General features: G+C 74.7%; 18 protein-coding genes. 9 read left to right on the top strand and 9 right to left on the bottom strand.

What is annotated here, in order from left to right:
• The first annotated feature begins 78 nt into the window (after positions 1 to 78).
• The 3 genes from ACFXDE_RS20870 (at position 79) to ACFXDE_RS20860 (ending at position 3,528) form a co-directional block, all read left to right on the top strand.
• Positions 79 to 2,118 (top strand): FAD-dependent oxidoreductase, encoded by a 2,040-nt coding sequence (locus tag ACFXDE_RS20870; RefSeq protein ID WP_380496217.1) that lies wholly within the window; start codon positions 79 to 81, stop codon positions 2,116 to 2,118.
• A gap of 27 nt (positions 2,119 to 2,145) precedes the next feature.
• Complete coding sequence (locus ACFXDE_RS20865) at positions 2,146 to 2,679, top strand: PadR family transcriptional regulator (RefSeq protein WP_380496213.1); 534 nt, start codon at positions 2,146 to 2,148, stop codon at positions 2,677 to 2,679.
• A 90-nt stretch (positions 2,680 to 2,769) separates the two neighbouring features.
• Entirely contained in the window at positions 2,770 to 3,528 is a 759-nt protein-coding gene (locus ACFXDE_RS20860; protein ID WP_380496211.1) for a hypothetical protein, read from the top strand.
• A gap of 11 nt (positions 3,529 to 3,539) precedes the next feature.
• Here the strand turns inward: ACFXDE_RS20860 and ACFXDE_RS20855 are convergent, their stop codons facing one another.
• Both ACFXDE_RS20855 and ACFXDE_RS20850 read right to left on the bottom strand, forming a co-directional pair.
• Positions 3,540 to 3,707, bottom strand: coding sequence for a hypothetical protein (locus ACFXDE_RS20855; protein ID WP_380436045.1), 168 nt, complete (start codon positions 3,705 to 3,707; stop codon positions 3,540 to 3,542).
• Between the two features lie 62 nt (positions 3,708 to 3,769).
• Complete coding sequence (locus tag ACFXDE_RS20850; RefSeq protein ID WP_380496209.1) at positions 3,770 to 4,465, bottom strand: hypothetical protein; 696 nt, start codon at positions 4,463 to 4,465, stop codon at positions 3,770 to 3,772.
• Positions 4,466 to 4,756: 291 nt separating this feature from the next.
• Between ACFXDE_RS20850 and ACFXDE_RS20845 the strand changes: the two genes are divergently transcribed.
• The gene (locus ACFXDE_RS20845) at positions 4,757 to 4,999 is read left to right on the top strand and encodes a helix-turn-helix domain-containing protein (RefSeq protein ID WP_380496207.1); all 243 of its coding nucleotides are present in this window, start codon (positions 4,757 to 4,759) and stop codon (positions 4,997 to 4,999) included.
• A 22-nt stretch (positions 5,000 to 5,021) separates the two neighbouring features.
• Here ACFXDE_RS20845 and ACFXDE_RS20840 read toward each other — a convergent pair whose 3' ends face one another.
• On the bottom strand, positions 5,022 to 8,228 hold the full coding sequence (locus ACFXDE_RS20840; RefSeq protein ID WP_380496204.1) for a putative bifunctional diguanylate cyclase/phosphodiesterase: 3,207 nt from the start codon (positions 8,226 to 8,228) through the stop codon (positions 5,022 to 5,024).
• Positions 8,229 to 8,461: 233 nt separating this feature from the next.
• Here ACFXDE_RS20840 and ACFXDE_RS20835 point away from each other — a divergent pair, with 233 nt between their 5' ends.
• The 4 genes from ACFXDE_RS20835 (at position 8,462) to ACFXDE_RS20820 (ending at position 15,191) form a co-directional block, all read left to right on the top strand.
• A complete protein-coding gene (locus ACFXDE_RS20835; RefSeq protein WP_380496202.1) occupies positions 8,462 to 11,827 on the top strand; it encodes an amino acid adenylation domain-containing protein in 3,366 nt (1,121 codons plus the stop codon).
• Complete coding sequence (locus tag ACFXDE_RS20830) at positions 11,824 to 12,576, top strand: leucyl/phenylalanyl-tRNA--protein transferase (RefSeq protein ID WP_380436055.1); 753 nt, start codon at positions 11,824 to 11,826, stop codon at positions 12,574 to 12,576. Before ACFXDE_RS20835 ends, ACFXDE_RS20830 begins: the two co-directional genes overlap by 4 nt.
• Before the next feature lie 182 nt (positions 12,577 to 12,758).
• Entirely contained in the window at positions 12,759 to 14,306 is a 1,548-nt protein-coding gene (locus tag ACFXDE_RS20825) for a hypothetical protein (RefSeq protein WP_380496200.1), read from the top strand.
• A gap of 165 nt (positions 14,307 to 14,471) precedes the next feature.
• The gene (locus ACFXDE_RS20820) at positions 14,472 to 15,191 is read left to right on the top strand and encodes a serine hydrolase (RefSeq protein WP_380496198.1); all 720 of its coding nucleotides are present in this window, start codon (positions 14,472 to 14,474) and stop codon (positions 15,189 to 15,191) included.
• Between the two features lie 60 nt (positions 15,192 to 15,251).
• Here ACFXDE_RS20820 and ACFXDE_RS20815 read toward each other — a convergent pair whose 3' ends face one another.
• The 6 genes from ACFXDE_RS20815 to ACFXDE_RS20790 form a co-directional block, all read right to left on the bottom strand.
• Positions 15,252 to 16,385 carry an FAD-dependent monooxygenase gene (locus ACFXDE_RS20815; RefSeq protein ID WP_380436061.1) on the bottom strand — a complete coding sequence of 378 codons (1,134 nt, stop codon included), beginning with the start codon at positions 16,383 to 16,385 and terminating at the stop codon, positions 15,252 to 15,254.
• Positions 16,386 to 16,417: 32 nt separating this feature from the next.
• On the bottom strand, positions 16,418 to 16,999 hold the full coding sequence (locus ACFXDE_RS20810) for an ATP/GTP-binding protein (protein ID WP_380436063.1): 582 nt from the start codon (positions 16,997 to 16,999) through the stop codon (positions 16,418 to 16,420).
• A 2-nt stretch (positions 17,000 to 17,001) separates the two neighbouring features.
• Positions 17,002 to 17,421 carry a DUF742 domain-containing protein gene (locus ACFXDE_RS20805; RefSeq protein ID WP_380496195.1) on the bottom strand — a complete coding sequence of 140 codons (420 nt, stop codon included), beginning with the start codon at positions 17,419 to 17,421 and terminating at the stop codon, positions 17,002 to 17,004.
• Between the two features lie 5 nt (positions 17,422 to 17,426).
• On the bottom strand, positions 17,427 to 17,888 hold the full coding sequence (locus ACFXDE_RS20800; protein ID WP_380436067.1) for a roadblock/LC7 domain-containing protein: 462 nt from the start codon (positions 17,886 to 17,888) through the stop codon (positions 17,427 to 17,429).
• A complete protein-coding gene (locus ACFXDE_RS20795; protein WP_380496193.1) occupies positions 17,885 to 20,752 on the bottom strand; it encodes a nitrate- and nitrite sensing domain-containing protein in 2,868 nt (955 codons plus the stop codon). The genes ACFXDE_RS20800 and ACFXDE_RS20795 overlap by 4 nt, the downstream gene beginning before the upstream one ends.
• 423 nt (positions 20,753 to 21,175) lie before the next feature.
• The gene (locus ACFXDE_RS20790) at positions 21,176 to 21,868 is read right to left on the bottom strand and encodes a FadR/GntR family transcriptional regulator (RefSeq protein WP_380496191.1); all 693 of its coding nucleotides are present in this window, start codon (positions 21,866 to 21,868) and stop codon (positions 21,176 to 21,178) included.
• A gap of 164 nt (positions 21,869 to 22,032) precedes the next feature.
• Here ACFXDE_RS20790 and ACFXDE_RS20785 point away from each other — a divergent pair, with 164 nt between their 5' ends.
• Positions 22,033 to 23,850 (top strand): 2-isopropylmalate synthase, encoded by a 1,818-nt coding sequence (locus ACFXDE_RS20785; RefSeq protein ID WP_380496189.1) that lies wholly within the window; start codon positions 22,033 to 22,035, stop codon positions 23,848 to 23,850.
• Positions 23,851 to 24,060: the final 210 nt, after the last annotated feature.

Below are 24,060 nucleotides of genomic sequence, written 5' to 3'. Positions count from 1 at the left end.
ATGCAACTAGTTGCACATGGCTCCGGGCGTCCCCTACCCTGCGGTAACCAGAGCACCCCCGCCCTCCAGGAGACGTCGATGAGCGCCACGCCCGGCAGCCCCTACCCCCACCTGCTCAGCCCGCTCGACCTCGGCTTCACCACCCTGCCCAACCGCGTGGTGATGGGCTCGATGCACGTCGGCCTGGAGGAGGCCCCCGACGGCTTCGACCGCATGGCCGCCTTCTACGCCGAGCGCGCCCGCGGCGGCGTCGGCCTGATCGTCACCGGCGGCATCGCCCCCAACGAGGCCGGGCGCCCCTGGGAGGGCGGCGCGATGCTCACCACCGAGGAGGAAGCGGACAAGCACCGCGTCGTCACCGACGCCGTGCACGCGGCCGGCGGCAGGATCGCGATGCAGATCCTCCACTTCGGCCGCTACGCCTACCACCGCGACCTCGTCGCCCCCAGCGCGCTCCAGGCGCCGATCAGCCCGTTCGTCCCGAACGCGCTCACCGCCGAGCAGGTCGAGCAGACCGTCGAGGACTTCGTGCGCTGCGCCGAGCTCGCCCGCCGCGCCGGCTACGACGGCGTCGAGATCATGGGCTCCGAGGGCTACCTGATCAACGAGTTCGTCGTCGCGGCCACCAACCGGCGCGAGGACGAGTGGGGCGGGCCGTACGAGCGGCGGATGCGCTTCCCGGTCGAGATCGTCCGCCGGGTCCGCGAGCGGGTCGGCCAGGACTTCATCATCGTCTACCGCCTCTCCATGCTCGACCTCGTGCCCGGCGGCTCCACGCTCGCCGAGGTCGTGCAGCTCGCCCAGGCCGTCGAGGCGGCCGGCGCGAGCATCATCAACACCGGCATCGGCTGGCACGAGGCCCGCATCCCCACCATCGCCACCTCGGTGCCGCGCGGCGGCTTCGCGTGGGTCACCAAGAAGGTGATGGGCTCGGTCGGCATCCCGCTCGTCACCACCAACCGCATCAACACCCCGGAGATCGGCGAGCAACTGCTCGCCGACGGCTACGCCGACCTGGTGTCGATGGCCCGCCCGCTGCTCGCCGACGCCGACTTCGTCGCCAAGGCCGCCGACGGCCGCGCCGACTCCATCAACACCTGCATCGGCTGCAACCAGGCCTGCCTCGACCACACCTTCAACCTCCAGATCACCTCCTGCCTGGTCAACCCGCGCGCCTGCCACGAGACCGAGCTCGTGCTCTCGCCGACCAAGCTCCGCAAGCGCATCGGCGTCGTCGGGGCCGGCCCGGCCGGGCTCGCGTTCACCGTCTCGGCCGCCGAACGCGGCCACGACGTCACGCTGTTCGACGCGGCCGACGCGATCGGCGGGCAGCTGAACATCGCCCGCCGCATCCCCGGCAAGGAGGAGTTCGACGAGACGCTGCGCTACTACCGCACCCGGCTGGCCGAGCTGGGCGTCACCCAGCGCCTCGGCGCCGTCGTCACCGCCGAACAGCTCACCGCCGAGGGCTTCGACGAGATCGTCCTCGCCACCGGCGTCACCCCCCGCACCCCCGCCGACCTCCCCGGCGTCGACCACCCCAGCGTGGTCGGCTACCTCGACGTCCTGCGCGACGGCGCCCACGTCGGCGAGCGCGTCGCGATCCTCGGCGCCGGCGGCATCGGCTTCGACGTCGCCGAGTACCTCACCGACCAGGGCGACGCCGCCAGCCTCAACCCGCCCGCCTTCCAGGCCAAGTGGGGCATCGACGCGGAGTACCGGGAGCGCGGCGGCCTGCGCCGGCCCGAGCAGCCCAAGCCCCCGCGCCAGGTGCACCTGCTCCAGCGCAAGACCACCAAGGTCGGCGCCGGACTCGGCAAGACCACCGGCTGGATCCACCGCACCGAACTCAAGCACCGCGGCGTCAAGATGGTCGCCGGCGTCACCTACGACCTCATCGACGACGCCGGACTGCACGTCACCATCGACGGCGAGCGCCAGCTCCTGCCCGTCGACACCGTCGTGCTCTGCACCGGCCAGGAACCGCGCCGCGACCTCGACGCCGAGCTGCGCGCCCTCGGCCGCACCCCGCACCTGATCGGCGGCGCCGACGTGGCCGCCGAACTCGACGCCAAGCGGGCCATCAAGCAGGGCACCGAGCTGGCGGCGGCGCTGTAGTCGCGAACGGCCCCTAGGATCGACCGCATGTCGCTGCCCCACGCCATCCTCACCGCCCTGTTGGAGAGACCCTCCTCGGGACTGGAGCTGACCAGGCGCTTCGACAAGTCGATCGGTTTCTTCTGGCCCGCGACCCACCAGCAGATCTACCGCGAGCTGGGCCGGCTGGAGGCCTCCGGACACATCCGGGCCCTCCCGCAGGCCGGCCCGGCCCGCGGCCAGAAGAAGGAGTACGAGGTGCTGGCGGCCGGCCGCGCCGAGCTCGAACGCTGGACGGCCGAGGGCTCCGACCCGCGGGCCGTCCGCGAACCGCTGCTGCTGCGGCTGCGCGCCGCGGCCGTCGTCGGCTCCGCCGGTCTCGACGCCGAGCTCCGGCGGCATCTCGCCCTTCACCAGGCGCAGTTGGCCGACTACCTGCGGATCGAGCAGCACGACTTCCCGGCCGAACGCGCCGACGACGAGAACCGGCTCCAGCACGCCGTGCTGCGGGCCGGCATCGGTCTGGAGACGTTCTGGGTGGAGTGGCTCACCGCGACCCTGGGCGCGCTGCCGGCTGACTGACCTGCGGCTTTCCGTCCCCGCGCGCTCCCCGCCGACCCCGGTGGGACACTGGTGGCCTGTCCCTGCCCGAACTCTCGACCGGGGGCCCGCATGTCTCACTCCAGGCCGCTCCACGCCCTCACCGCCGCAGCGCTCGTCGCGGCGGTCGTCTTAGGCCCGGCCCACGTGGCCGCCGCGGCGCCGGCGCAGGACCTCCCCACGGCCGACCAGCTCAAGGCGGCGCTGCTCACCGTCGACGACGTCGGCCCCGGCTACACCGAGGTCCCCACCACCAGCAGCCCCGCCCCCGGCGAGAACCCCTCCCCGGCCAGCGGCTGCGACGCCCTCAGCGCGCTCATCAACATGCACGCGGACGCCACCCCGACGCCCGGGAGCCCGCACGTCGAGGCCGAACTCGACGGCGAGGACGGCAACCCGATGGTGACCGAGAACCTCACCGCCGAGGACGCGGGCAAGCTCACCACCGACTTCAACACCGCCACCGACGCGTTCCGCACCTGCCACCAGATCACCTTCAACGCGGGCACCGAGGACTCGGTGAGTTTCACCGTCGCCCCCGTGACCCTCGGCGACCGCCCCGACGCCCCCGCCGTCCGCCTCGACGGCACCCTGGCCGGCGTCCAGCTCAACGCCTACATCGGCATCGAGCGCTTCGGCACGGTCGCGATGGTCTTCGGTTTCTTCCAGCGCCAGGACGCGGGCTCCCAGGAGGCGTCCTTCCAGTACCGCACCGCCGTGGCCAAGGCCGAACGCACCCTCGGTTCCACGGCCGGCAGCACCACGCCCCCGACCCTGCCCACGACCACCCGGTCCGGCGGCACGTCCGGCACCCAGCCCGCGGCGGTCTGAGCCGGCGGCGCTCAGCCGATGACGACCATTCCGGCCATGGCGACGACGAAGCCGGGCAGGGCCCAGCGCCAGTCGCTGCCGCCGGCGGCCGTCTTCGCGCGGGGGACGTTGCGGGAGTGGGCGAGGAGGCCCAGGCCGACGAGGAAGATCGGCCAGCCGATGAGGTGCCGGAGCAGCATGGGCCGAGCCTATCCGGCCACGGCACCGGGGCGTGTCTTTCGGATCGGCCGGGAGCGGACCTCTACCGGTCGGCGTCCTCGGCCAGTTGGAGGCGCAGGTGGGCGGGGCAGGCCGGGTTGGCGGCGACCCGGGCGCGGACCCGCGGGCTGCGGTCGCGGGCGAGCCTGGCCAGGACGTCGGGCGGGCAGTGCGGGTTGCCGGCGCCCCACTCGCGTTCGCGCCGGTAGGCGGAGGCCGCGGCGGTGCGGAGGAGGGCGGCGTCCGTGGTGCGGGCGAGGGCCCACCAGCGGACGTACCGGTGGGGGTCGCGGACGGCCGCGTCGACGAGTGCGGGCGGAGCTGCCGGGTTGGTGACGACCGAGATCCGCACCTCCACGTCCGGGTCGCCGCCGAGGCGTTGCAGCGCGGCGGCGGGGGTGTGCGGGTTGCCCGCGGCGGCGTTGCGCACCGGCCGGCTGCCGCGCAGGGCGGCTTGGTACAGGGCGCGTTCGGAGCGGGTGCGGGTCACCGCGTGGACGCGGACGGCCTCGTGGCGGTCGGTGACGAGCCGGTCGACGACGTCGGCCGGTGCGGTCGCGTACCGGGCGACGGCGAGGCGGACGGCCGACGAGGTGCTCGCCGCCAGGGTGCGCAGCACCTCGTCGGGCAGGCCGTCCCGCAGGGCCGGGCGTTCGCCCTCATGGCACCAGGCGGGCGCGGCGAGCGCCCGCCCGCAGCCGTCGGCGTACGTCTCCCCGCAGAGCAACTCCCCGTCCACAGTGGCCTCCTGAGCGCACGCAGCCCGTTCTGCCACAGTAAGGGCGCACTGGCGGCGACGGGTACGGCGCCCGGGGGCGCGTCGGCGGCCGGGTGGCGTCGCGCGGTTCCGGGGCCGCCCGTGATCCGCTCGGCGGAAGGGGCGGCCAGGCCGTCAAGTGCCCGAACTCCCAAGCGGCGGTCAAGAATTCTTGACCGCCGCTTCGAACGCCCGGACCCGGCGGTGTGCCACGCTGTGCGCCGAACCGCCGCGCGTGCGCGTGCCGACGACGCGTGCCGACGAGGAGACGCCGTGAGCGAGCCGAGACGCCCGATCGAGGACTTCCCCGCCCACCCGGCCGGCGACCCGGCCGCAGACCTCGCCCACGCGGTCCGCGAGCGCCGCACCGCCCTCGGGATCTCCGTCGAAGACCTGGCGGAGCGAACGAAGTTGACGGTGCGTCAGATCCGTGCGATCGAGGCCGGCCACGCCGCGCCGACCCTGCCGCTCCTGACCGCCCTCGCCGCAGCGCTGCGCACCGCGTTCACCGCCTAGTGCCGTGGCGCTCGGGAGTGTCCTAGCGGGCTCCCGGCTGCGCAGGCTCGTTCGTCGTCGTGCGCACGAGCGCTCGCGCCTGCTCGGAGGTGAGCGGGTGGGCGAAGAGGTAGCCCTGGCCGAGTGGGCAGCCCATGGCGGCGAGCAGGTCGCGCTGTTCGGGGTGCTCGATGCCCTCGGCGATCACCTGGACGCCGAGCGTGTCGGCGATCCGGGCGATGCCCTCGACGAGGGCGTACTGCTGCTGCGAGGAGCCGAGGCCGTCGATGAACGACTTGTCGATCTTCAGGATCGAGATGGGGAACTCGCGCAGGTAGGACAGCGAGGAGTAGCCCGTCCCGAAGTCGTCGATGGCGATGCCGACGCCGAGACCGGAGAGGGTGGTCATGTCGTCGTGGACGCGCTCGTCGCGGCGCATCAGCACCGACTCGGTGAGCTCCAGGACGAGCGTGCGCGGGTCGATCCCGGAGGTCGCGACCGCGTGCCGCACGACGTCGACGAAGCCCGCGTCGCGGAACTGCCGGGCGGAAACGTTGACGTTGACGCGCAGCGGCGGCCGCCCGGTGGCGGCGCGGGCGGCGGAGCTCACCGCGTGCCACGCGGCGGCCTCCTGGGCGGCGCGTTCGAGGACCCACGCGCCGAGCGGGACGATCTGGCCGCTCTCCTCCGCGAGGGCGATGAACTCGTCGGGCAGCACCATGCCGCGCCGGTCGTGCGGCCAGCGGACCAGGGCCTCGAAGGAGACCAGGTCGCCGGTGCGCAGGTCGACGATCGGCTGGTAGTACAGCTTGAACGCGGACTCGGCGATCGCGGTGTCCAGGTTCTCGTTCAGCTCGTGCCGCTCCACCAGCCCGGCCTGGAAGGCCGGCTGGTAGTGGCAGGACTGGCGGCGCCCGGCCGCCTTCGCCGAGTACAGCGCGAGGTCGGCGTGGGTGAGCAGCTCGGCGGCGTCCACGCTGTCCTCGGTCGTCGCCACGCCGATGCTCGCCGTCACCCGCACCGAGCCCGCGCTCAGCTTGAACGGCTCGGCGAACACCGACAGCACGCCCTCGGCGATCGCGTCGACATCGTCCGGGCGCAGCACGTCCTCCACCAGCACCGCGAACTCGTCGCCGCCGAGGCGCGCCGCGGTGTCGGAGGAGCGCAGCGCGGTGGAGACCCGCAGCGAGACGGCGACCAGCAGTTCGTCGCCCACCGCGTGGCCCTGGGTGTCGTTGACCACCTTGAAGTCGTCGAGGTCGATGAACAGGACCCCGGTGACGGCGCCGCTGCGCTCGCCGCGCGACAGCGCGTGGCCGACCCGGTCCAGGAACAGGACGCGGTTGGCGAGGCCGGTGAGCGAGTCGTGGAAGGCGCGGTGGGTGAGCTCGCGCTCCATGCGGCGCTGGTCGGTGACGTCACGCAGGGTGAGCACCAGGCCGCCGACGGTCGGGTCGCTGCGGAGGTCGGTGTGGCGGACCTCGGCCTCGATGGGGGTGCGGTCGGTGCGCAGCAGCCGCCAGTGGTGGTCGCGCTGCTGCTCGCGGTGGGCTTCGCGGGGCCGGTCGCCGGCGTGCTCCGGTGCCCCCGACCGGTCGGCGGGCCCGCGCATGCGGGCCAGCGCCTTGCCGACGGCCCGGCTGTCCTCCGGCGGCACGAGCTCGGTGAACTGGGTGCCCTCCAGGTCCGGGTAGCCGAGGACGCGCTCGGCCGAGGACGAGGCGTAGCGGATGCCGTCGTCGGCGTCGAGGATCAGGATGACGTCGCTCGCGTTCTGCACGAGGGTGCGGAAGTACAGCTCGCTGTTGCGGCGGATGATCTCCCGGCTCAGCATGACGCGCTCGACGGCCAGGGCCGCCTGGGCGGCGAGGATCTCCAGCGAGCCCCAGAGGCTGGTGAGCTCCTGCTCGGTGCCGGTGACGATGAGCGCGCCGATCAGCGGGTCGCCGGAGGGGCGTTCGGCGAGGGTGAGCGGGCACAGGAGCGCGGAGGGCATGCCGTCGGGGCGGGTGGCGAGGCCGCTGCCGATGTCCTCGACCGGCAGGAGGCGGGTCTCGCGGTAGGCGGCGAGCGCCAGCACCTCGTCCGGGCCCCCGGGGTGCTCCGCGGCGGTGTGCCGGGCCGCGCCGCGCTCGGCGTGCCGGACGTGCAGGACGCCGCCCTCGGTGACGGCGAGCAGCGCGACGTGCCCGGCCTCGGCGGGCATCAGGGTGGAGGCGGCGGCCTGGACGGCGTCGGCGACCTCCTCGACGGTGACGGCGGCGGTGAGCGAGGCCCCGGCCACGCGCAGTGCGCGCTCGCGGCCGACGGCCTGCCGGCGGGCCACCACGACGACCGCGAGGCGGGCCAGGACCAGGAGGTAGAGCAGGGCGGAGAAGGCGCCGATCACGCCCGCGTTGCTGGTGTTGCCGTTCAGCGACTCGATGATCAGGATCGCCGGGGCGATCAGCGAGGCGAGCGTGAGCAGCGCGAGCCGGCCGCGGCCGAGGTCGGGCTGCTGGGTGGGCACCGGCCGGGTCAGCTCGACCATGGACGGGTGCAGCGCGGCGGCGCCCCACGCGGTGTAGAAGGCGGCCCAGCCGAGTTCGACCGGCCCGCCGATGCGCCAGGTGCCGTGCAGCTGGATCAGCCCGTACAGGACGTCCGAGGTCAGGATGCCGAGGGTGCCGACGGTGAGCAGCTGCAGGGAGCGGCTGTTGCCGCCGCGCGGGGTCAGCAGGCGCAGCAGCAGGGCGAGCACGACGACGTCGCCGAGCGGGTAGGCGATGGAGACGGCCTTCGGGAACCAGTCGAGGTCGGCGTTCCGGGCGTACGGGAGGATCAGGTAGATCCAGGAGAGCAGGGCGAGGCCCATGGTGAGGATCAGGGCGTCCAGCAGGCCCGCGCGGTCCTGATGGGCCGTCCGCCAGCGGATGAAGCCCAGCACGCCGGCCGCGTACAGCACGAACTCGGCGAGGTAGAAGCCGTCGGCCACCGACGGGAACGGGTTGTTCAGGTGCAGGATCTGCAACTGGACGGCCTGGACGACCTCGCCCGCGGTGAAGCTGAGGTTCGCGAGCGCCAGCAGGTACCAGGGCAGCGCGTGGGACGGGCGGTTGAGGCGGACACCGATGACGATGGCGGCCACGCCGCCCAGCCCGATGCCCGTCCACCAGACGATCCGCTGCGAGGGGTCGGAGTAGTAGGCCGAGACGAAGGCCACCATCCACAGCAGGTAACCGACCATCAGGCGTTGTCGCCGGCGTGTCAACGAGGCTACCTCCTCCGCGACTTCACCCCGCCGCTGGGGCGGGAGCGCGTGACGGGGGCGCGCGTGTCGCCGGACGCCCGGTCGCCGGGCGTCCGATCCTGGGGCGCCCGGTCCCGTCCGGTGCCGGGACTTCCGGCGGATCGCCACCGGACGTTCCCAATGTGCCGTGAGTGCGTATAGTCGGAAATGTCGCACCTCCCAGCATTCTGCCGCCACACCACGAGGTCAAGCCGGTGGACGACGCAGTCGACAGCGCACAGGGCGCACCGAAGGAAGCGAGCCCCGGCCGTCACGCCGTGGTCCGCAATGACAACGGTCAGTATGCGATCTGGCCCGGCGACTTGACGGTTCCGGGCGGCTGGCGGCGCGTCTTCGGGCCGGCCGGGCGGGCCGAGTGCCGTGCGCACGTCGAGCGGGAATGGCGGCCGGACGACCTCGGGTTCGCGGCCTCCGGGCGGCCGGGAGGCCATGAGGCCACCGCAGCCCGGCCGCCCGCCGGCTTCGCGGGCACCGTGCACGGGCTGTTCCGGGCGCGGGCCGCGCACGACCCGGAGGCGGTCGCGGTGATCGCCGACGACACCACGCTGAGTTACCGCGAACTGGACCGGCGCAGCGACCGGCTGGCGGCCGCACTGCAGGCCCGCGGCGTCGGGGCGGAGCGGGTCGTGCCGGTCTGCCTGCCGCGCGGCGCGGACCTGGTCGTCGCGTGGCTGGGGGTGCTCAAGGCGGGCGGGGCCTTCCTGCCGCTGGACCCGGCCAACCCGGAGCGGCGGCAGGCCCGGCTCGTCGAGGACTGCGGGGCGCGGGTGGCGATCGGCGCGGTGCCGGGGGTGGAGACCGTCCCGCTGGACGGCCCGGCGGCACAGGGCCCCGTGCCCGACGCCGCGGCCCCCGACGACCTCGCCTACCTGATCTACACCTCCGGCACCACCGGCACCCCCAAGGGCGTCCCGGTCACGCACCGTTCGCTCGTCTTCACGCTCGACCGCGTCATCCACGCCTACGGCCTCACCCCCGGCGACCGCGTCCTGCAGCTCGCCGCGCTCGGCTTCGACACCGCCCTCGAACAGGTGCTCGCCGCCCTGCTCTCCGGCGCCACCCTCGTCCTCGGCGGCAGCCGCACCTGGGCGCCCTTCGAACTCGTCGCCCGGCTGCGCGAACTCGGCCTCGCCGTCGCCGACCTCACCCCCGCCTACTGGCACCACGTGCTCGCGCTGCTCCCCGCCGGCGGGCCGGGGCCGCGGGCGCTGCGGCTGATCGTCGTCGGCGGGGACGTCGTGCACGCCGACGACTGCCGCACCTGCCTGGAGCGGCTGCCCGGCGTCCGGCTGGTCAACGCGTACGGCGTCACCGAGGCGGCCGTCACCTCCACGCTGTGCGAGGTGACGCCCGCGGTGCTGGACGGCGGCGCGGCCGCGGCGGCGGCGCCGGTACCGATCGGCCGGCCGCTGCCGGGCGTGCGGGTGCACGTCCTCGACGCCCGGATGAGCCCCGTGCGGCCCGGCGAGAAGGGCGAGATCCACCTCGGCGGGCCCGGCCTCGCCCGCGGCTACTGGCGGGCCCCCGGGCTCACCGCAGAATCGTTCCTGCCCGACCCGTACGCCGCCGTCCCCGGCGAGCGGATGTACCGCACCGGCGACGCCGGACGCTGGCGGGCCGACGGGCAGCTGGAGATCCTCGGCCGCTTCGACGACCAGGTCAAGGTGCACGGCTACCGGGTCGACCCGGCGGAGATCGAGGCCGTCCTGGCCGGCCACCCCGACGTCCGGCAGGCCCGGGTCGCCGCCGACGGCGACCCGGCCGGCGGCCCCCGCCGCCTCACCGCCTACTACACGCTCGCCGAGCACGCCGCCGCCGACGGCGGGCGCCGCGACGGCCTCCGCGCCTACCTGGCCGAGCGGCTGCCCGCGTACATGGTCCCGGCCTCCTTCGTGCCGCTGGACGCCATGCCGCTCACCCCGGCCGGCAAGATCGACCGCCGCCGCCTCCCGCAGGCCGAGCCGCAGGCGCGCGGGGCCGGCCGGAGCTCCACCACGAGCTCCACCACGAGCTCCGTCACCGGCGGCGCCGTCACGAACTCCACCGCGGGCGCCGTCGCGAGCCCCGGAACGGGCGCCGGGCCGGGCGCCGCCGGCGCGGTCGAGGACGCCGTCGGACACCTGTGGGCCGAACTGCTCGACGTCGAACTCGTCCACCCCGCCGACGACTTCTTCGCCCTCGGCGGCACCTCCCTGCTCGCCATGGAGATGCTCGCCCGCGCCCGCCTCGTCTTCGGCATCGACGTCACCCGCATCCGCGCCCTCACCCGCGCCCTCCTGCGCGACGCCACGCTGCGCGCCTTCGCCACCGCCGTACGGGACGCGCGGGCCGGCGGCACCGGCTCCCGCGAGACCGCCGTCGACTGGGCCGCCGAGGCCGAACTCGGCCACCCCGTCGGCCAGTCCTGGCGCCCCGCGCCCTGCCGCGCCGAACCCGCCGAGATCCTGCTCACCGGCGCCACCGGCTTCTGCGGAGCCCACCTGCTGAACGCCCTGCTCGCCACCACCGGCGCCCGCATCCACTGCCTGGTCCGCGCCCCCGACGAGGAACACGCCCTCGAACGGCTGCGCGCCACCCAGCAGCGCTTCCTGCGCCACGACCTGGCGGACGCCCGGGTCGTGCCGGTGGTCGGCGACCTCGGCGAACCACTGCTCGGCATGACGCAGCGTCAGTTCGACTGGATGGCGCAGAACCTGGACGCCGTCCACCACCTCGGCGGGCAGGTCAACTTCATCTACCCCTACCACCAGCTGCGCGGCCCCAACGTCGGCGGCACCCGCGAGGTCGTCCGCCTCGCCGGGCTCAGCCGGGGCGTTCCCGTGCACTACCTCTCCACGCTCGCCGTCATCGCCGGGTTCGGCGCCGCCGGCATCCGCGAGGTCACCGAGCGGACGCCGCTCGCGCACCCGGACCGGCTGGGCGTCGGGTACGTGGAGAGCAAGTGGGTGGCCGAACAGCTGCTGCACAACGCCGCCGCGGCCGGACTGCCCGTCACCGTGCTGCGCACCAACGACGTCACCGGGGACCTGACGACCGGCGTCATGAACCACGGGACGGAGATGTGCGCGCTCATCAAGTACCTGGCGGACAGCGGCACCTGCCCCGACGTGCGGCTCGCGCTCGACTACGTCCCCGCCGACCGCTTCGCCCGCGCGGTCGTCCACATCGCCGCCCACGCGCCCGCCGACGGCGAGGTGTACCACGTGACCTCGCCCCTGCCCGCCGACCTCTCCGACCTCGCCGAACGGCTCCGGGTGCGCGGCTACCCGGTGGCCCGGATACCGTACCGGGACTGGGTGCAGGGCCTCGTCCGGTACGCCGCCGCGCACCCGACCCACCCGATCGCCCCGTTCGTCCCGCTGTTCGTCGACCGGGCCCCGGGAGCGGCGATGTCGATCAGCGAGATGTACTTCCAGCCGACCTTCCCGCGCTTCGACCGGACGCACACCGAGGCGGCGCTGGCGGGCAGCGGCATCCGGCTCCCGGCGGTGGACGCCGAACTGCTCGACCTCTACCTCGGGCAGCTGGAGGCGGACGGGTACCTGGGGGCGGGAGCGTGAACGCCTTCGCCGGGGTGGACCTGCGGGCCGCGCCCGGCGACGGGCCGGTGGCGTTTGGGGCGGGGCTCGGGGCCGAGGAGATCCTCGCCGCCTACCGGTGCGGGCTCTTCCCCCTGCCGGCCGCCGACGAGTTCGCGATCGCCTACAACGAGGCGCGGTTCGAGGAGGCCGTCGAGGCGGGGGAGATCGCCCTGCTCGGCGGCGACGACCCGTACGCCGTCGCCTGGTGGTCGCCCGACCCCCGGCCCGTCATCCGGCCCGGCGGGGTCCGGCTCGGGCAGCGGCTCGCGCGCCGGCTGCGCAACCGGCTCGGGTGGTGGACCAGCGCCGACCTGGCCTTCGGCGAGGTCCTCGCGCGGTGCGCCGAGGGGCGCCAGCCGGCCTGGCTGGTCGCCGAGTTGCTCGACGGTCTGGCCGGGCTGCACGCGCTCGGCGCCGCCCACAGCGGCGAGGTGTGGGAGGGGGAGGAGCTGATCGGCGGGGTCTTCGGCGTCGCCGCCGGGCCCGTCCTCAGCCTCGACTCGATGTTCCACCGCCGGCCCGACGCGGCCCGCGTCGCCGTCGCCGACCTCGCCGCCCGCTTCACCGCCGCCGGGGGCCGGCTCCTCGACGCGCAGTGGGACGGCCCGCACGTGCGCAGTCTCGGCGCGGTGCCGCTGCCCCGTGCCGACTACCTGGAGGAACTCGCGGCGCCCGCGGACCTCCGGCCGCTGGACACCGACCGGCTGCCGGCGGCCCGGCTGGGCTGAGCCGGGCTCGGGCTGGGCTGAGGTGGGCCCGACTGGGCTGGGCTGGGCTGAGCTGAGCCGGGCCGGGCTGGGCTGGGCGAAGGTGGGCCGGGCTGGGGTGAGCCGCCCGCCGAACCAGTGGCCCCTTACCCGACTTGGCCTGTCTTCGACAAAATTATTCCCCGTCAGTAACATGGCGCCGCGTGTTCAACAGCTCGATAGGCAGGGCCGTCCGCCCCGCCCTCCTCACCCTCGTCCTGACCGGGGTCGCCGCGTGCGGGCCGACGTCCACCGGTACTCCCCAGGCCGCCACCGAGCCGGCCGCTACCCCCGTCGCCGCCACGGCGACCGACACCGGTCCGGCCGGTGTCGCCCCGACCTCCGGCGCCCCGCGCGCCCGCGCCACCACGGCTGCCGCCGCGCCGACCGGACGCCCGACGGCGGCCGCGACCGTCGCGGCGGCCCCCGCCGGAGCCCAGCAGGCCGCCATCGGCACGCCGGGCAAGGACGGTGGCGCCGTCACCGCCACCGCGAAGAACCTCCAGCTCACGGCGTACGACCCGGCCGGCGGCACGGCCGTCCTGTCGGCTGCCCCGGGCACGGCAGCCCCGGGCACGGCCGCGCCGACCGCGAGCCCGAGCGCCCCGTCGGCCGCGCCGTCGAAGGCCTCGCCGAGCGCGTCCGCGAGCGCCGCTGCCGCCGTGCAGCCCGGTGCGCTGATCGCCAGCCCGCCGACCGCCGCCGCGCCCCAGGGCGCGCTCGTCGCCGTCACCGGCGTCCAGCCCGGCGCCGGCGACAGCATCAAGCTCGCCACCCGCCCGGCCACGCTCGCCGAACTGCTCGGCGGCACCGAGGCGGACGGCAAGGTCGCCGTCGACCCGCACGGCATCAAGGTGACGCCGCTGGTCAAGGACCTCAAGGCGACCGTCGGCGCCGGCTCCGGCGGCGTGCAGGCCGACGCCTCCGGCACGCTGGAGGTCGACGTCAACGCCCCGATCCCGCTGCCCGAGGGCGCGAGCGTGGCGGCGACCGGCTCCCTCCAGCTGCACCCCGCCGTCCACTTCGCCTACCACGGCGCCGCCGCGGGCAGCCCGCGCACGGCGTCCATCGGCTTCGACCTCGGGGCCAACGCCCACTGGAAGGTCACCGGCGACCTCGCCCGCAGCACCGGCGCGGCGCCCGTGCGGCTGCCGTTCGCCAAGCTCCAGGCGAGCCCGGTGCTGACCGTCGCAGGCCTGCCCGTCGTGGTCAACCTCGGCCTCACCTGCTACCTGGAGATCAGCGCCGACGGCCAGGTCCACGTGGAGGCCGAGCAGGAGGCCACCGGCACGTGGTCGGTGCGCGCCGACTACACCGGCGGCAAGGGCTGGGCCCCGATCAGCGACGCCGCCGACACCAAGGTCTCCCCGGTCCACCTGCGGCTGAACGGCAAGGCCGGCGTCCGCGCCGCGCTCGGCGCCGAGGCCAGCGTCGGCCTGTACGACACGGTCGGCGTGGAGACCACCGTCGCGCCCTACCTGAGCGCGAAGGCGGAGGGCTCGCTGAGCGCCGACGTCCCGGGCGGCACCCCGCAGGCGCAGGGCAACTGGTCGGTGGTCGGCGGCATCGACCTGAACGGCGCGCTCACCGCGCACCTGAAGATCTTCGGCACCCCGATCATCGAGGGCAAGCTCCCGCTGCCGCCCTTCCACCGCGAATGGCCCCTCCTCGCGGGCACGGCCGCCCTCCCGTCCCCGCGCCCGACCAGCTGACGTACCGACAGCTGACGGGTGACAGATAACAGATAACAGCTGACAGATAACAGAGTTTGAAATCTGTTATCTGTCAGCTGTTTTTTGTTCGCCGCCGGCCGCCCCCGGGCCTACGCTTGCCGGATGTTGTCTGTGGTGGTGGCTCCCTGGGGGAGCGGTGAGCCGGTGTTCAGGCGCGCGGCAGACGTGCGGCACTACGCCGCGAGCACCATGAAGGTCGCCGTGCTCGCGGCGCTGCACCGCAGCGGCGTCGACCTGGACGCCGAGGTGCCCGTGGTGAACCGGTTCGACTCGGCGGTGGGCGGCGAGTTCGCCAACTCCCGTGACGGCGACGGCGATCAGCTGCCCTGGGAGCTCCTCGGCGGCACCGCGCCGCTGCGTACGCTCGCCGAGCGGATGATCACCCACTCCTCCAACCTCGCCACCAACCTGTGCCTCGCCGCCGTCGGCCCCGAGGCGGTGGCCGGGGTCTGGCGGCGGGCCGGGGCGACGCACAGCGCCACCCCGCGCGGGATCGAGGACGCCGCCGCGCGCGAGGCCGGTGTCGACAACCTGGTGACCGCCCGTGACCTCGTCCGGCTCCTGCGCTCCCTGGACGGCGAGCCCGAGCTGCTGGCCCTCCTGGAGCGCAACGCCTACCGGGTGGACCTCGCGGCCGGACTGCCGCCGGGCACCCGGATCGCGTTCAAGAACGGCTGGGTCACCGGCGCCCGGCACAGCGTGGGCGTCGTCTACCCGGACGACTGCCCGCCCTACCTGATCGCCGTCTGCTACACCGGCCCGCTCGCCTCCGGCCACGGCACGGACGACCCGGCGGCCCGGTTGGTCGCGCGGATCTCGGCGGTGGTCTGGGACCGCCGCCGGGACGTCACCGCCCGACCGTGAACCGGACCGCCGTCAGTACGGCGGGTCGTCGGCGCGGCGGGTCGTCAGTACGGCGGGTCCTCAGTACGGCTTGACGAGCACGTGCGCCGCGCCCGGGATGCCGACCTTCAGCAGCTCGTCCTCCTCCGGCGTCGTGGGCGTTCCGGTCTCCTGCTTGAGGATCGCGCGGGAGAGCGCCTGCACCCAGAGCGCGCGCGGGCGGCGGCGCTCCTCCCAGGCGGTGAGGGCGGCCTCGACGGAGTCGGCGGCGTCGAGGCTCAGCGCGAGCACGAGCGCGTCCTCGACGGCCATCGCCGCGCCCTGGGCGAGGTGCGGGGTGCTGGCGTGGGCGGCGTCGCCGGCGAGGGCGACGCGTCCGATGTGCCAGGGCTCCTCGACGGTCACCTGGGAGATGCGCGAGTAGACCACCGCGGCCGGGTCGGTGACCTGGGCGAGGGCCTCGGCGACGGGGCCGCCGAAGCCGGCCAGGCGCTCGGCGAGCTGCTCGTGGGCGCGCTCCGGGTCCGGCCTGAAGTCCTCGGGCTCGGCGAACACCGAGCCCAGGTACATGAGTTCGGTGCTGATCGGGGTGAGCAGCGCCTTGGCCGCCAGGTTCCCGGCGGACATCACGACGCCCCGCACCTCGGGCGAACGCGGCAGCGTGACACGCCAGTTGGCGAAGCCGGTGTACTCGGGCGGGTACTTCTCCCCGTACAGGCGCCTGCGCAGCGGCGAGCCGATGCCGTCGAAGCCGACCACGAGGTCGTAGCGGCCGCCGTGGCCGTCGGTGAGGGTGACGTCCACGCCGTCGGCGTCGTCGGCGAGTTCGGCGATCGTCGTGCCGAAGCGCAGGCGGGCCCCGGCCGCGGTGGCGGCGGCGCCGAGCAGCTCGGCGAGGGCGGGCCGCGGGATGCCGTTGTTGGCGGGGGCGTCGCCCATGCGGGGCTGCGGGATCCGGGCGAGGGTGGCGCCGGCCGGGTCGCAGATGGTCAGCACCTCCCACTCGAAGCCGGCGGCCAGGCAGGCGTCCAGGACGCCGATCTCGCGCATCACGTGCAGGGCGTTGGACGGCTGGATGATGCCGACGCCCAGCGCCTCCAGGCCGTCGCGCAGTTCGGCGACGTCGACGTGGTGGCCGCGCCGGGCGAGGGCGGTGGCGAGGGTGAGGCCGCCGATGCCGCCGCCGTGGATGAGGACGCGCAGGGGAGAGGTCATGCGGGGCTCCAGGGAGTGAAGGGCGAGCCGGATCAGCCGACGGGGGCGGCGGTACCGGCGAGGTCCATCAGGTGGTCGACGAGGGCGAGCAGGAGGTCCCGTCCGAAGGCCCGTTCGCGGACGTCGCCGATCAGCATCGGCACCTGCGGGTCGAGGTCGAGCGCGGCCCGGATCTCGTCGGGGGTGCGGGTGTTGTGGCCGTGGAAGCAGTTGATCGCGACCACGAACGGGATGCCCCGGCTCTCGAAGAAGTCGATGGAGGCGAAACTGGTGTCCAGCCGCCGGGTGTCGGCGATGACGATGCCGCCGAGGGCGCCGTTGACCAGGTCGTTCCACATGAACCAGAAGCGCTCCTGGCCGGGGGTGCCGAACAGGTAGACGACGAGTTCCGGGCTGACGGTGATCCGCCCGAAGTCGAGCGCGACGGTCGTGGTGTCCTTCTGGTCGACGCCGGCCAGGTCGTCGACGCCGACGCTGGCCTTGGTCAGGTACTCCTCGGTGCGCAGCGGGGCGACCTCGCTGACCGTGCCGACGAGGGTGGTCTTGCCGACGCCGAAGCCGCCCGCGATGAGGATCTTGACGGCGGCGGGGGCCGCGGGGTGGGGTGTTGCCATGGTCACAGTCTCCGGAGTCCTTCGCGTACGGCCGTGAGCAGGCCGAGGTCCGCGCCGCCGGCGGCCCGGGCCACCGAGAGCGGCGCACGGGCCCGCAGCAGGCCCTGGGCGATCAGGTCGCCGAGCAGGATCTTGGTGACCGACACCGGGAGGTCCAGGCTGGCCGCCACCTCGGCGACCGCGGCCGGGCGGCGGCAGCGGTCGAGGATCGCCCGGTGTTCGGGCTGGAGGGCGCGGACGCCGCCGCGGCTGCGCGCGAGGGCCCGGGCGGCCTCCTCCTCGTCGGTGGTGAGCACCGTGATCAGGGTGAGGTCGTCGCGTTCGGGCGCGGTGCGGCCGCGGGTGATGGTGTACGGGCGCACCATCGTCCCGGCGGCGAAGTCGTCGTCCTCGTCGTCGAGTTCGCTCCAGTGCGGGCCCACCCGCGTCAGCCCCGTCCGGTGGCGCCGGGCCGGCGGGCGGCGAAGGCGTCGAACGAGCCGGGGGCGGCCTCGCCGCGGACGGGGGTGCCGAGCTTCTGGCCGACCTGCTGCACCAGGGTGTGCATGGCCACCGACATCACCTCGGCGTCGACCTCCTGGGAGGCGACGACGGCGAGGTGGGTGCCCTGGGCGGCGGCGATGACGAACAGCCAGCACTCGGCGAGCTCGACGATCACCTGGTGGACCGGCCCGCCGTCGAAGAGCTGGCCGACGCCGCGGGCCAGGCTCTGCTGGCCGGTGGCGACGGCGGCCAGGCGCTCGGCGTCGGCGCGCTCGATGCTGCGGGAGTGGCTGACGACCAGGCCGTCGTCGGAGAGCAGGACGGCGTTCCTGGTCCCGGGGACCGAGTCGACGAGTCCGTCCAGCAGCCAGTCGATGTCCTGGTGGGTGGCGATCGTGCGGTTCATGACTGGTCATCCGTTCGTGTCGTTCGGGGGTCCGCGGCCGGCAGCGCCCAGGGGGAGGGCTCCGGTGCGTGCGTCGGGGAGCCGGCCGGGGCGGTGGGGGGAACCGGCGGGGTGGCGGTCCGGGGGAGGGGGGTCTCGCCGCTGTCCTGGGAGCCGCCCTGGAGGCCCTGCGCGCGGGCGGCGCGGGACTGGCGCTGGAAGGCGCCGATGGTGGCGCCGGAGCGGCGCACCGGGCGCTGGAACGGGCCGCCGGCGGGCTGCCCGTCCGCCACGGGGGCGGCCGGGGCGGGCCGCTGGGGCTCCGTCTGCTCGCCGGGCGGCGGCGGGACGCGCAGCTCGGCCGCGAGGCTGGCCTGGCGGATGCGCTGCGGCAGCGGCGGCTGGTGGCCGTCGGCGGGGCTGAGCGGCACGGCGGAGGCGTACTCGCGGCGGCGGCGCCGCTCGGCCAGCCGGTAGTGGTCGGCCGGGCGGTACTGCTCGTCGGCGTACGGGGCCTCGGCGTCCGTCACCAGGGCGTAGGCGATGTCCGGGTAGGCGGGGGCGTCGTGGGCCTCGTTGGCGGGCGCGTCGTGCGAGGGCGCCTGGTCGAGGGCCGTGTCCGGGGCCGGGGAGCTGTGCTCGATCGGCTGGTCGGCGTGCTGTGCGCTGCGCCGGCCGGGGTGGTGAGCGGCGTGCGGGTCGGCGTACGGGTCGGCGTGCTGATCGGCGTACGGGTCGGGAGACGGGCCGCCCTGCGGCGCGGCGAGTGGTGCGGCGTCCGGCACGGCGAGTGGTGCGGCGTGCCGGCCTGCGGGCTCGAACGCCCCGACCGCTGCCCCGGCTGGTGCCCCGGTGGCCGGCTCGGCGTGCCCGGCGTACTCGGTGTGCCCGGAGGACCCGGCGGGTCCGGCCGGGGCGTGGCCCCCGCCGGCCACCCCGAAGGAGTCCGCCGGGGAGAGCGCGTGGACCGGCCGCGCCTCGGGCGCCTCGTTGGACGCCGTCATCAGCGCCTTGCGCGAGCGCCGCACGAGCGGGATCGGCCCGGCGGCCGCGGCCGGCGCGTGGGCGGCGTCGGGCAGCCCGGCGTCGCCGTCGATGACGAGCTCGGACGGCACGAGGACGACCACCCGGGTGCCGCCGAACGCGGAGGGGCGGAACTCGACCTTCAGGCCGGTGTTGGCGGCCAGCCGGGCGACGACGTGGAAGCCGAGGCGGATGTCGTCGCCGCGCTCCAGGACGTCGATGCGGGCGGGCGGGCGGAGCATCAGCGCGTTGGCCGCGTCGTACTGCTCCGGGTCCATGCCGAGGCCGCGGTCCTCGATCTCCACCGCGAGCCCGCGCCCGACCATGGCGGCCCTGACCTCGACCGGCGTCGGCGGCTTGGAGAAGGTGGTGGCGTTCTCCATCAGCTCGGCGAGCACGTGGGCGACCGGCCCGACGGCCCGCTCGGAGAGCCAGGGGTGACCCTCGACGTCCAGCATGATCCGCCGGTAGTCCTGCACCTCGCCCTGCGCGGCGCGCAGCACGTCCAGCAGCGGGACGGGCTTGCGCCAGCGCCGCTGCGGCTGGCCGCCGGCCATGATGACGAGGTTCTCCTCGTAGCGGCGCAGGCGCGCGGTGAGGTGGTCGAGGTCGAACAGGCCCTCCAGGACCTCCGGGTCCTCGTGCTTGCGCTCCAGCTCGTCCAGGCGCCGTAGCTGGCGGCCGATCAGCAGTTGGGTGCGGCGGGCGATGCGCTGGAGCAGCCGCTCGAAGCCGCGGTGCTGCTCGGCCTGCCGCACGGCGGTCTCCAGGGCGGAGGTGCGGGCGGCGTTGAGCGCCTGGCCGAGGGTGGCGAGTTCGTCGGTGCCGCCGCCGCGCAGGGTGCCGGCGGCGGCCGTGATCGCGCGGCTCTCGGCCTCGACGTCGACCTGTTCGCCGCGCCCGAGGCGCTCCACGACCTCGGGCAGGGTGCGCTCCAGTGCCTCGGCCTGGGTCTGGAGCTCCTTGATCCGGCGGCGCAGCGAGCGGCTGAGGCGCCAGCTCGCGATGCCGATCCCGACGACGGCGACCAGGCCGACGACGGCGGTCAGCACGACGGTGGTCAGGAGCGAGACGATGGAGTCCAGGCCGACCTTGACCACGCCGTCGGTGCGGGTCTCGATCGCCTTGACGAGCTGCGGGTTGACCTGGTCGACGGCCTGGCGCCACTGGTCCTGCATCGGCGGCAGCTTGACCGTGGCGCCGCCCGGCTCGGCGGCCGTCGGCCTGGTCAGCGCCTGCTCGACGGCCGTCTTGGCCTGCCAGGACGGGCTGTTCATCAGGTCGTGCCAGGCCGGGGCCTCCGCGGCGGGGACGTACGGCGCGATCTGGACGGCGAACAGGTGGTCCTGCGCCCCGATCGCCTCCTGCACCTGCTGGTACTCGGCGACGCCGAGCCGCCCGGAGGGCCAGCCGCGGGCCAGGATCGCGTCCTCGCGGGCGAGCATCTCCTTGGCCCAGAAGGCGTTGACGAGGGTCTTGGAGATCCAGGTGATCTCACCGGTGTCGACGTGGCTGAGCGCGGTGAACAGCCGCAGGTCCACGGCGATCAGGTCGGTGTAGTAGGCGTACAGCGACTGCTGGTCGATGGTGGCGCGGTCGACGGCGGCCCGCTGCTCGCCGAGCCGGCCGAGCGCCTGGCGGGCCTCGGCGACGGCGGTGCGCACCTCGGCGGGGGCCTCGTCGGCGGTCTCGCCGGAGAGCGCCTGGAACTGGCGCACCGCGTCGTCCGTCAGTTGCCGCTGCCTGCGCAGCTGGTCGGCGTTGGCGCCGGGCCGGGCGAGCGCCTCGGCGCTGAGCCGGCGCTCCTCCTGGAGGTTGTAGTAGACGATGTTGGACGGCTGGCCGGCCTTCTGGGCGAGCATGCCCTGGGCGGCCTGCCGCTGGAAGGAGGAGAGCGTCTCGCCGCTGGTGACCGCCCAGAGCAGGGCGAGGGCGATGCTGGGGACGACGGCCAGGACGAGCAGCGCCGTCCGCAGGGACAGGCGCGGACGCCTGCGGGGGGCCTTCGGCGTCGGGGGCCGCCGATTCGCACGCGCGCGCAGAGCTGACTCCTTAGGGCGGGCTTTTTGACGAAGCGATACTAGTCATACCGTGTTATTGGAGTGAAAGCCCGTTCGCCGTCTGGACGGTGCTCACGCACCGCTTCGACACAATGTCATCTCCCCGTTGACCGTTCGTCAGCGAACGACACCTGTTCGGAGCCGTGCGGCCCAGTGTCATGGACGTGGCCGCCCGGAAGGTGGCGCCCGCGTGAAGAGTGTGTGACGTCCATCGCGGACATGCCATCAGGTCCCGAGCAGCCGCGCCCGCGTGGCCTCCAGCTCCTCCGCGAGCACCCGTCCGGCCTCCTCGGCGTCCGCGCGGTGCAGCGCCCCGACGAGGCCGGCGTGGGCGTCGTGGCCGTGGTCCGGGTCCCCGGCGCGGAGCCCCAGCAGTCCGACGAGCGCGACCAGGTGCTCCCTCAGGACGGGGACGAACTGGGCGAACAGGTCGTCCAGCACCGGGTTGTGAGCCGCCGCCACGACGGCGGTGTGCAGCGCGATGTCCGCGTCGACGAAGGCCGCGTCGTCCGCCGCGCCGGCCGCGAGTCGTGCCGCGAGCGCGGTGTCGACGGCGGCCAGGTCGGCGTCCGTCCGCCGGGTCGCCGCCAGCCGGGCCGCCTGCACCTCGACCATCGTGCGGACCTCGTAGACGTGCGCGAGCTCCGCCCGGCGCAGCCGGGTCGCCCAGTCCCCGGCCGGCCGGTCCGCGGTCACGAAGACGCCCGCGCCCTGGCGGCTCTGCACGAGGCCGGCCCCCGCCAGCGCGCGCAGGGCCTCGCGGACGGTCGAGCGGCCGACGCCGAGCTCCTTCGCCAGCGCGACCTCGCCGGGCAGCTTGCCGCCGACCGGCCAGTGTCCGGAGGTGATCTGCTCCTCGATCCGCGCGGCGGCCTGTTCGGCCAGGGGGGAGGGGCGCAGGGGGCCGATCGGGGACATCGCGTTCACCTGTCAGGTTGTCTGAGGAGTTGTGGTGTGGCTAGTCTACCGGCCATGCAGCAGCGGCGTCTCCTCCTCGGCGGCCGCAGCGGGGTCTGACCGGACCGGCACCCCGCTGCGGGGCGTCGTCCTGCCGGTCACCGGTACTCACCGAAGGACCCCGCATGCCCGTCCCGACCCCGCGCACGCCCACTTCTCACGCGACGCCGCCTCACACGACGCCCTCCCATGCAACGCCCCGTCACGCGACGCCCAGTCACGCAACGCCCCGTCACACGACGACCCTGCGCGCCCCGGCCGGTCCCGTCCCGGCCGGCGCCCCCGCCTGGAACCCCCAGCGCGGCGGCACGATGCCCTCCCACCGCTACCGTCCCGCCCACGAGCGGGTCCACGTGCCCGCGTTGCTGCGGCGCTGGCCCGGGCAGCGGATCGAGCGGGCCCCGCTGTGGGTGCCCGTCGACCTGCGCGACGGCAACCAGGCACTCGCCGAGCCGATGGACCCGGCGCGCAAGCAGCGGATGTTCGACCTGTTCCTGGCCATGGGCTTCAAGGAGATCGAGGTCGGCTACCCCTCCGCCAGCCGGGCCGACTTCGACTTCGTGCGCCAACTCGCCACCGTGCCGGGTGCGGTGCCGGAGGACGTCACGATCGTCGTCTTCACCGCCGCCCGCGCCGACCTCATCGACCGCACCTTCGAGGCCGTCGAGGGCCTGCCGCGGGTGGTCGTCCACCTCTACACCGCGACCGCCCCGGTCTGGCGGGACGTCGTCCTCGGCCGGGGCCGGGAGGAGGTGCGCGAGCTGATCGTCGGGGCCGCCGAGCACATGGCCCGGCGGGCCGAGGGGCGCGAGGGCGTGCGCTTCCAGTTCTCGCCCGAGGTGTTCAACCTGACCGAGCCGGACTACGTCCTGGAGGTGTGCAACGGCCTCACCGCGCTGTGGGACGCGAGCCCCGACCGCCCGGTGGTCCACAACCTGCCCGCGACCGTCGAGATCGCCACCCCCAACGTCTACGCCGACCAGATCGAGTACCTGCACCGCCACCTGGAGCGGCGAGAGTCGGTCGTCCTCTCCGTCCACCCGCACAACGACCGCGGCACGGGCGTCGCGTGCGCCGAACTCGCCGTCCTGGCCGGGGCGCAGCGCGTCGAGGGCTGCCTGTTCGGCAACGGCGAACGCACCGGCAACGTCGACCTGGTGACGCTCGCGCTGAACCTGCACACCCAGGGCGTCGACCCGATGCTCGACCTCTCCGACATCGACGCCGTCCGGCGCACCGTCGAGCACTGCAACCGGCTGCCGGTGCCCGAGCGGCACCCGTACGCCGGGGACCTCGTCCACACCGCCTTCTCCGGCACCCACCAGGACGCCATCAGGAAGGGCCTCGCCCACCACGCCGAGGTGGCCGCCGGGTTGGGCGTGCCGGAGCGGGAGGCGCCGTGGGACGTGCCCTACCTGCCGATCGACCCGGCGGACCTCGGGCGAGACTACGAGGCGGTGATCCGGGTCAACAGCCAGTCCGGCAAGGGCGGGATCGCCTACCTCCTGCAGACCGGGCACGGGCTGGAGCTGCCCCGGCGGCTCCAGATCGAGTTCTCGCGCGTCGTGCAGGAGGCGACGGACGACAGCGGGCGCGAGGTGACGGGGGAGGAGCTGTACGCGCTGTTCCGCGCCGAGTACCTGGACGCGGCGCCGCCGTGGGCGTGGACGGTCACCGGCGACCGGGCCGAGGTCGACGGCCGGACGGGCACGGGCGCCGGCCCGCTGGACGCGGTGGCCGACGCGCTGGGCGTGGAGATCCTGCACTTCAGCGAACACGCCGTCGGGTCGGGCCCGGACGCGGTCGCCTACGTGGAGGCCCGGGTGGGCGACGAGGTGCGCTGGGGCGCCGGGCGCGACGCGTCGGTCCTGACGGCGGGCGTGCGGGCGGTGCTCAGCGCCGTCGGCCGCGCGAGGGGTGTGGAGCCGGGCGCGCGCGGCTGATCATGCGGGGCTGATCATGCGGGGCTGATCATGCGGGGCTGATCGTGCGGGGATGAGCCCCCATGGATGAGCAGGCAGGGGGACGAGCAGGCAGGGGGATGAGCGCGCGGGGCGATGAGCGTGCGGGAGTGGGGGGGGGGGCCCCCCCCCCAAACACAACCCCCACACCGAGAACCCCCGGGGCAGTTAAAATCACGAGCACACGACCCA

The sequence above is a fragment of the Kitasatospora sp. NPDC059408 genome, assembly GCF_042751525.1.
In the GTDB taxonomy this organism is placed as follows: domain Bacteria; phylum Actinomycetota; class Actinomycetes; order Streptomycetales; family Streptomycetaceae; genus Kitasatospora.
Note: the sequence above shows the minus strand (reverse complement) of the source record. Positions and strands in the feature narration are given on the sequence as shown.

Bases quoted from the DNA above. Each gene is read 5' to 3' on its own strand.
- ACFXDE_RS20815 (WP_380436061.1), bottom strand. From the start codon at position 16,385: ATGACCTCTCCCCTGCGCGTCCTCATCCACGGCGGCGGCATCGGCGGC.
- ACFXDE_RS20800 (WP_380436067.1), bottom strand. From the start codon at position 17,888: ATGAACCGCACGATCGCCACCCACCAGGACATCGACTGGCTGCTGGAC.
- ACFXDE_RS20870 (WP_380496217.1), top strand. From the start codon at position 79: ATGAGCGCCACGCCCGGCAGCCCCTACCCCCACCTGCTCAGCCCGCTC.
- ACFXDE_RS20810 (WP_380436063.1), bottom strand. From the start codon at position 16,999: ATGGCAACACCCCACCCCGCGGCCCCCGCCGCCGTCAAGATCCTCATC.
- ACFXDE_RS20855 (WP_380436045.1), bottom strand. From the start codon at position 3,707: ATGCTGCTCCGGCACCTCATCGGCTGGCCGATCTTCCTCGTCGGCCTG.
- ACFXDE_RS20785 (WP_380496189.1), top strand. From the start codon at position 22,033: ATGCCCGTCCCGACCCCGCGCACGCCCACTTCTCACGCGACGCCGCCT.
- ACFXDE_RS20795 (WP_380496193.1), bottom strand. From the start codon at position 20,752: ATGCTCGCCCAGAAGGCCGGCCAGCCGTCCAACATCGTCTACTACAAC.
- ACFXDE_RS20865 (WP_380496213.1), top strand. From the start codon at position 2,146: ATGTCGCTGCCCCACGCCATCCTCACCGCCCTGTTGGAGAGACCCTCC.
- ACFXDE_RS20790 (WP_380496191.1), bottom strand. From the start codon at position 21,868: ATGTCCCCGATCGGCCCCCTGCGCCCCTCCCCCCTGGCCGAACAGGCC.
- ACFXDE_RS20860 (WP_380496211.1), top strand. From the start codon at position 2,770: ATGTCTCACTCCAGGCCGCTCCACGCCCTCACCGCCGCAGCGCTCGTC.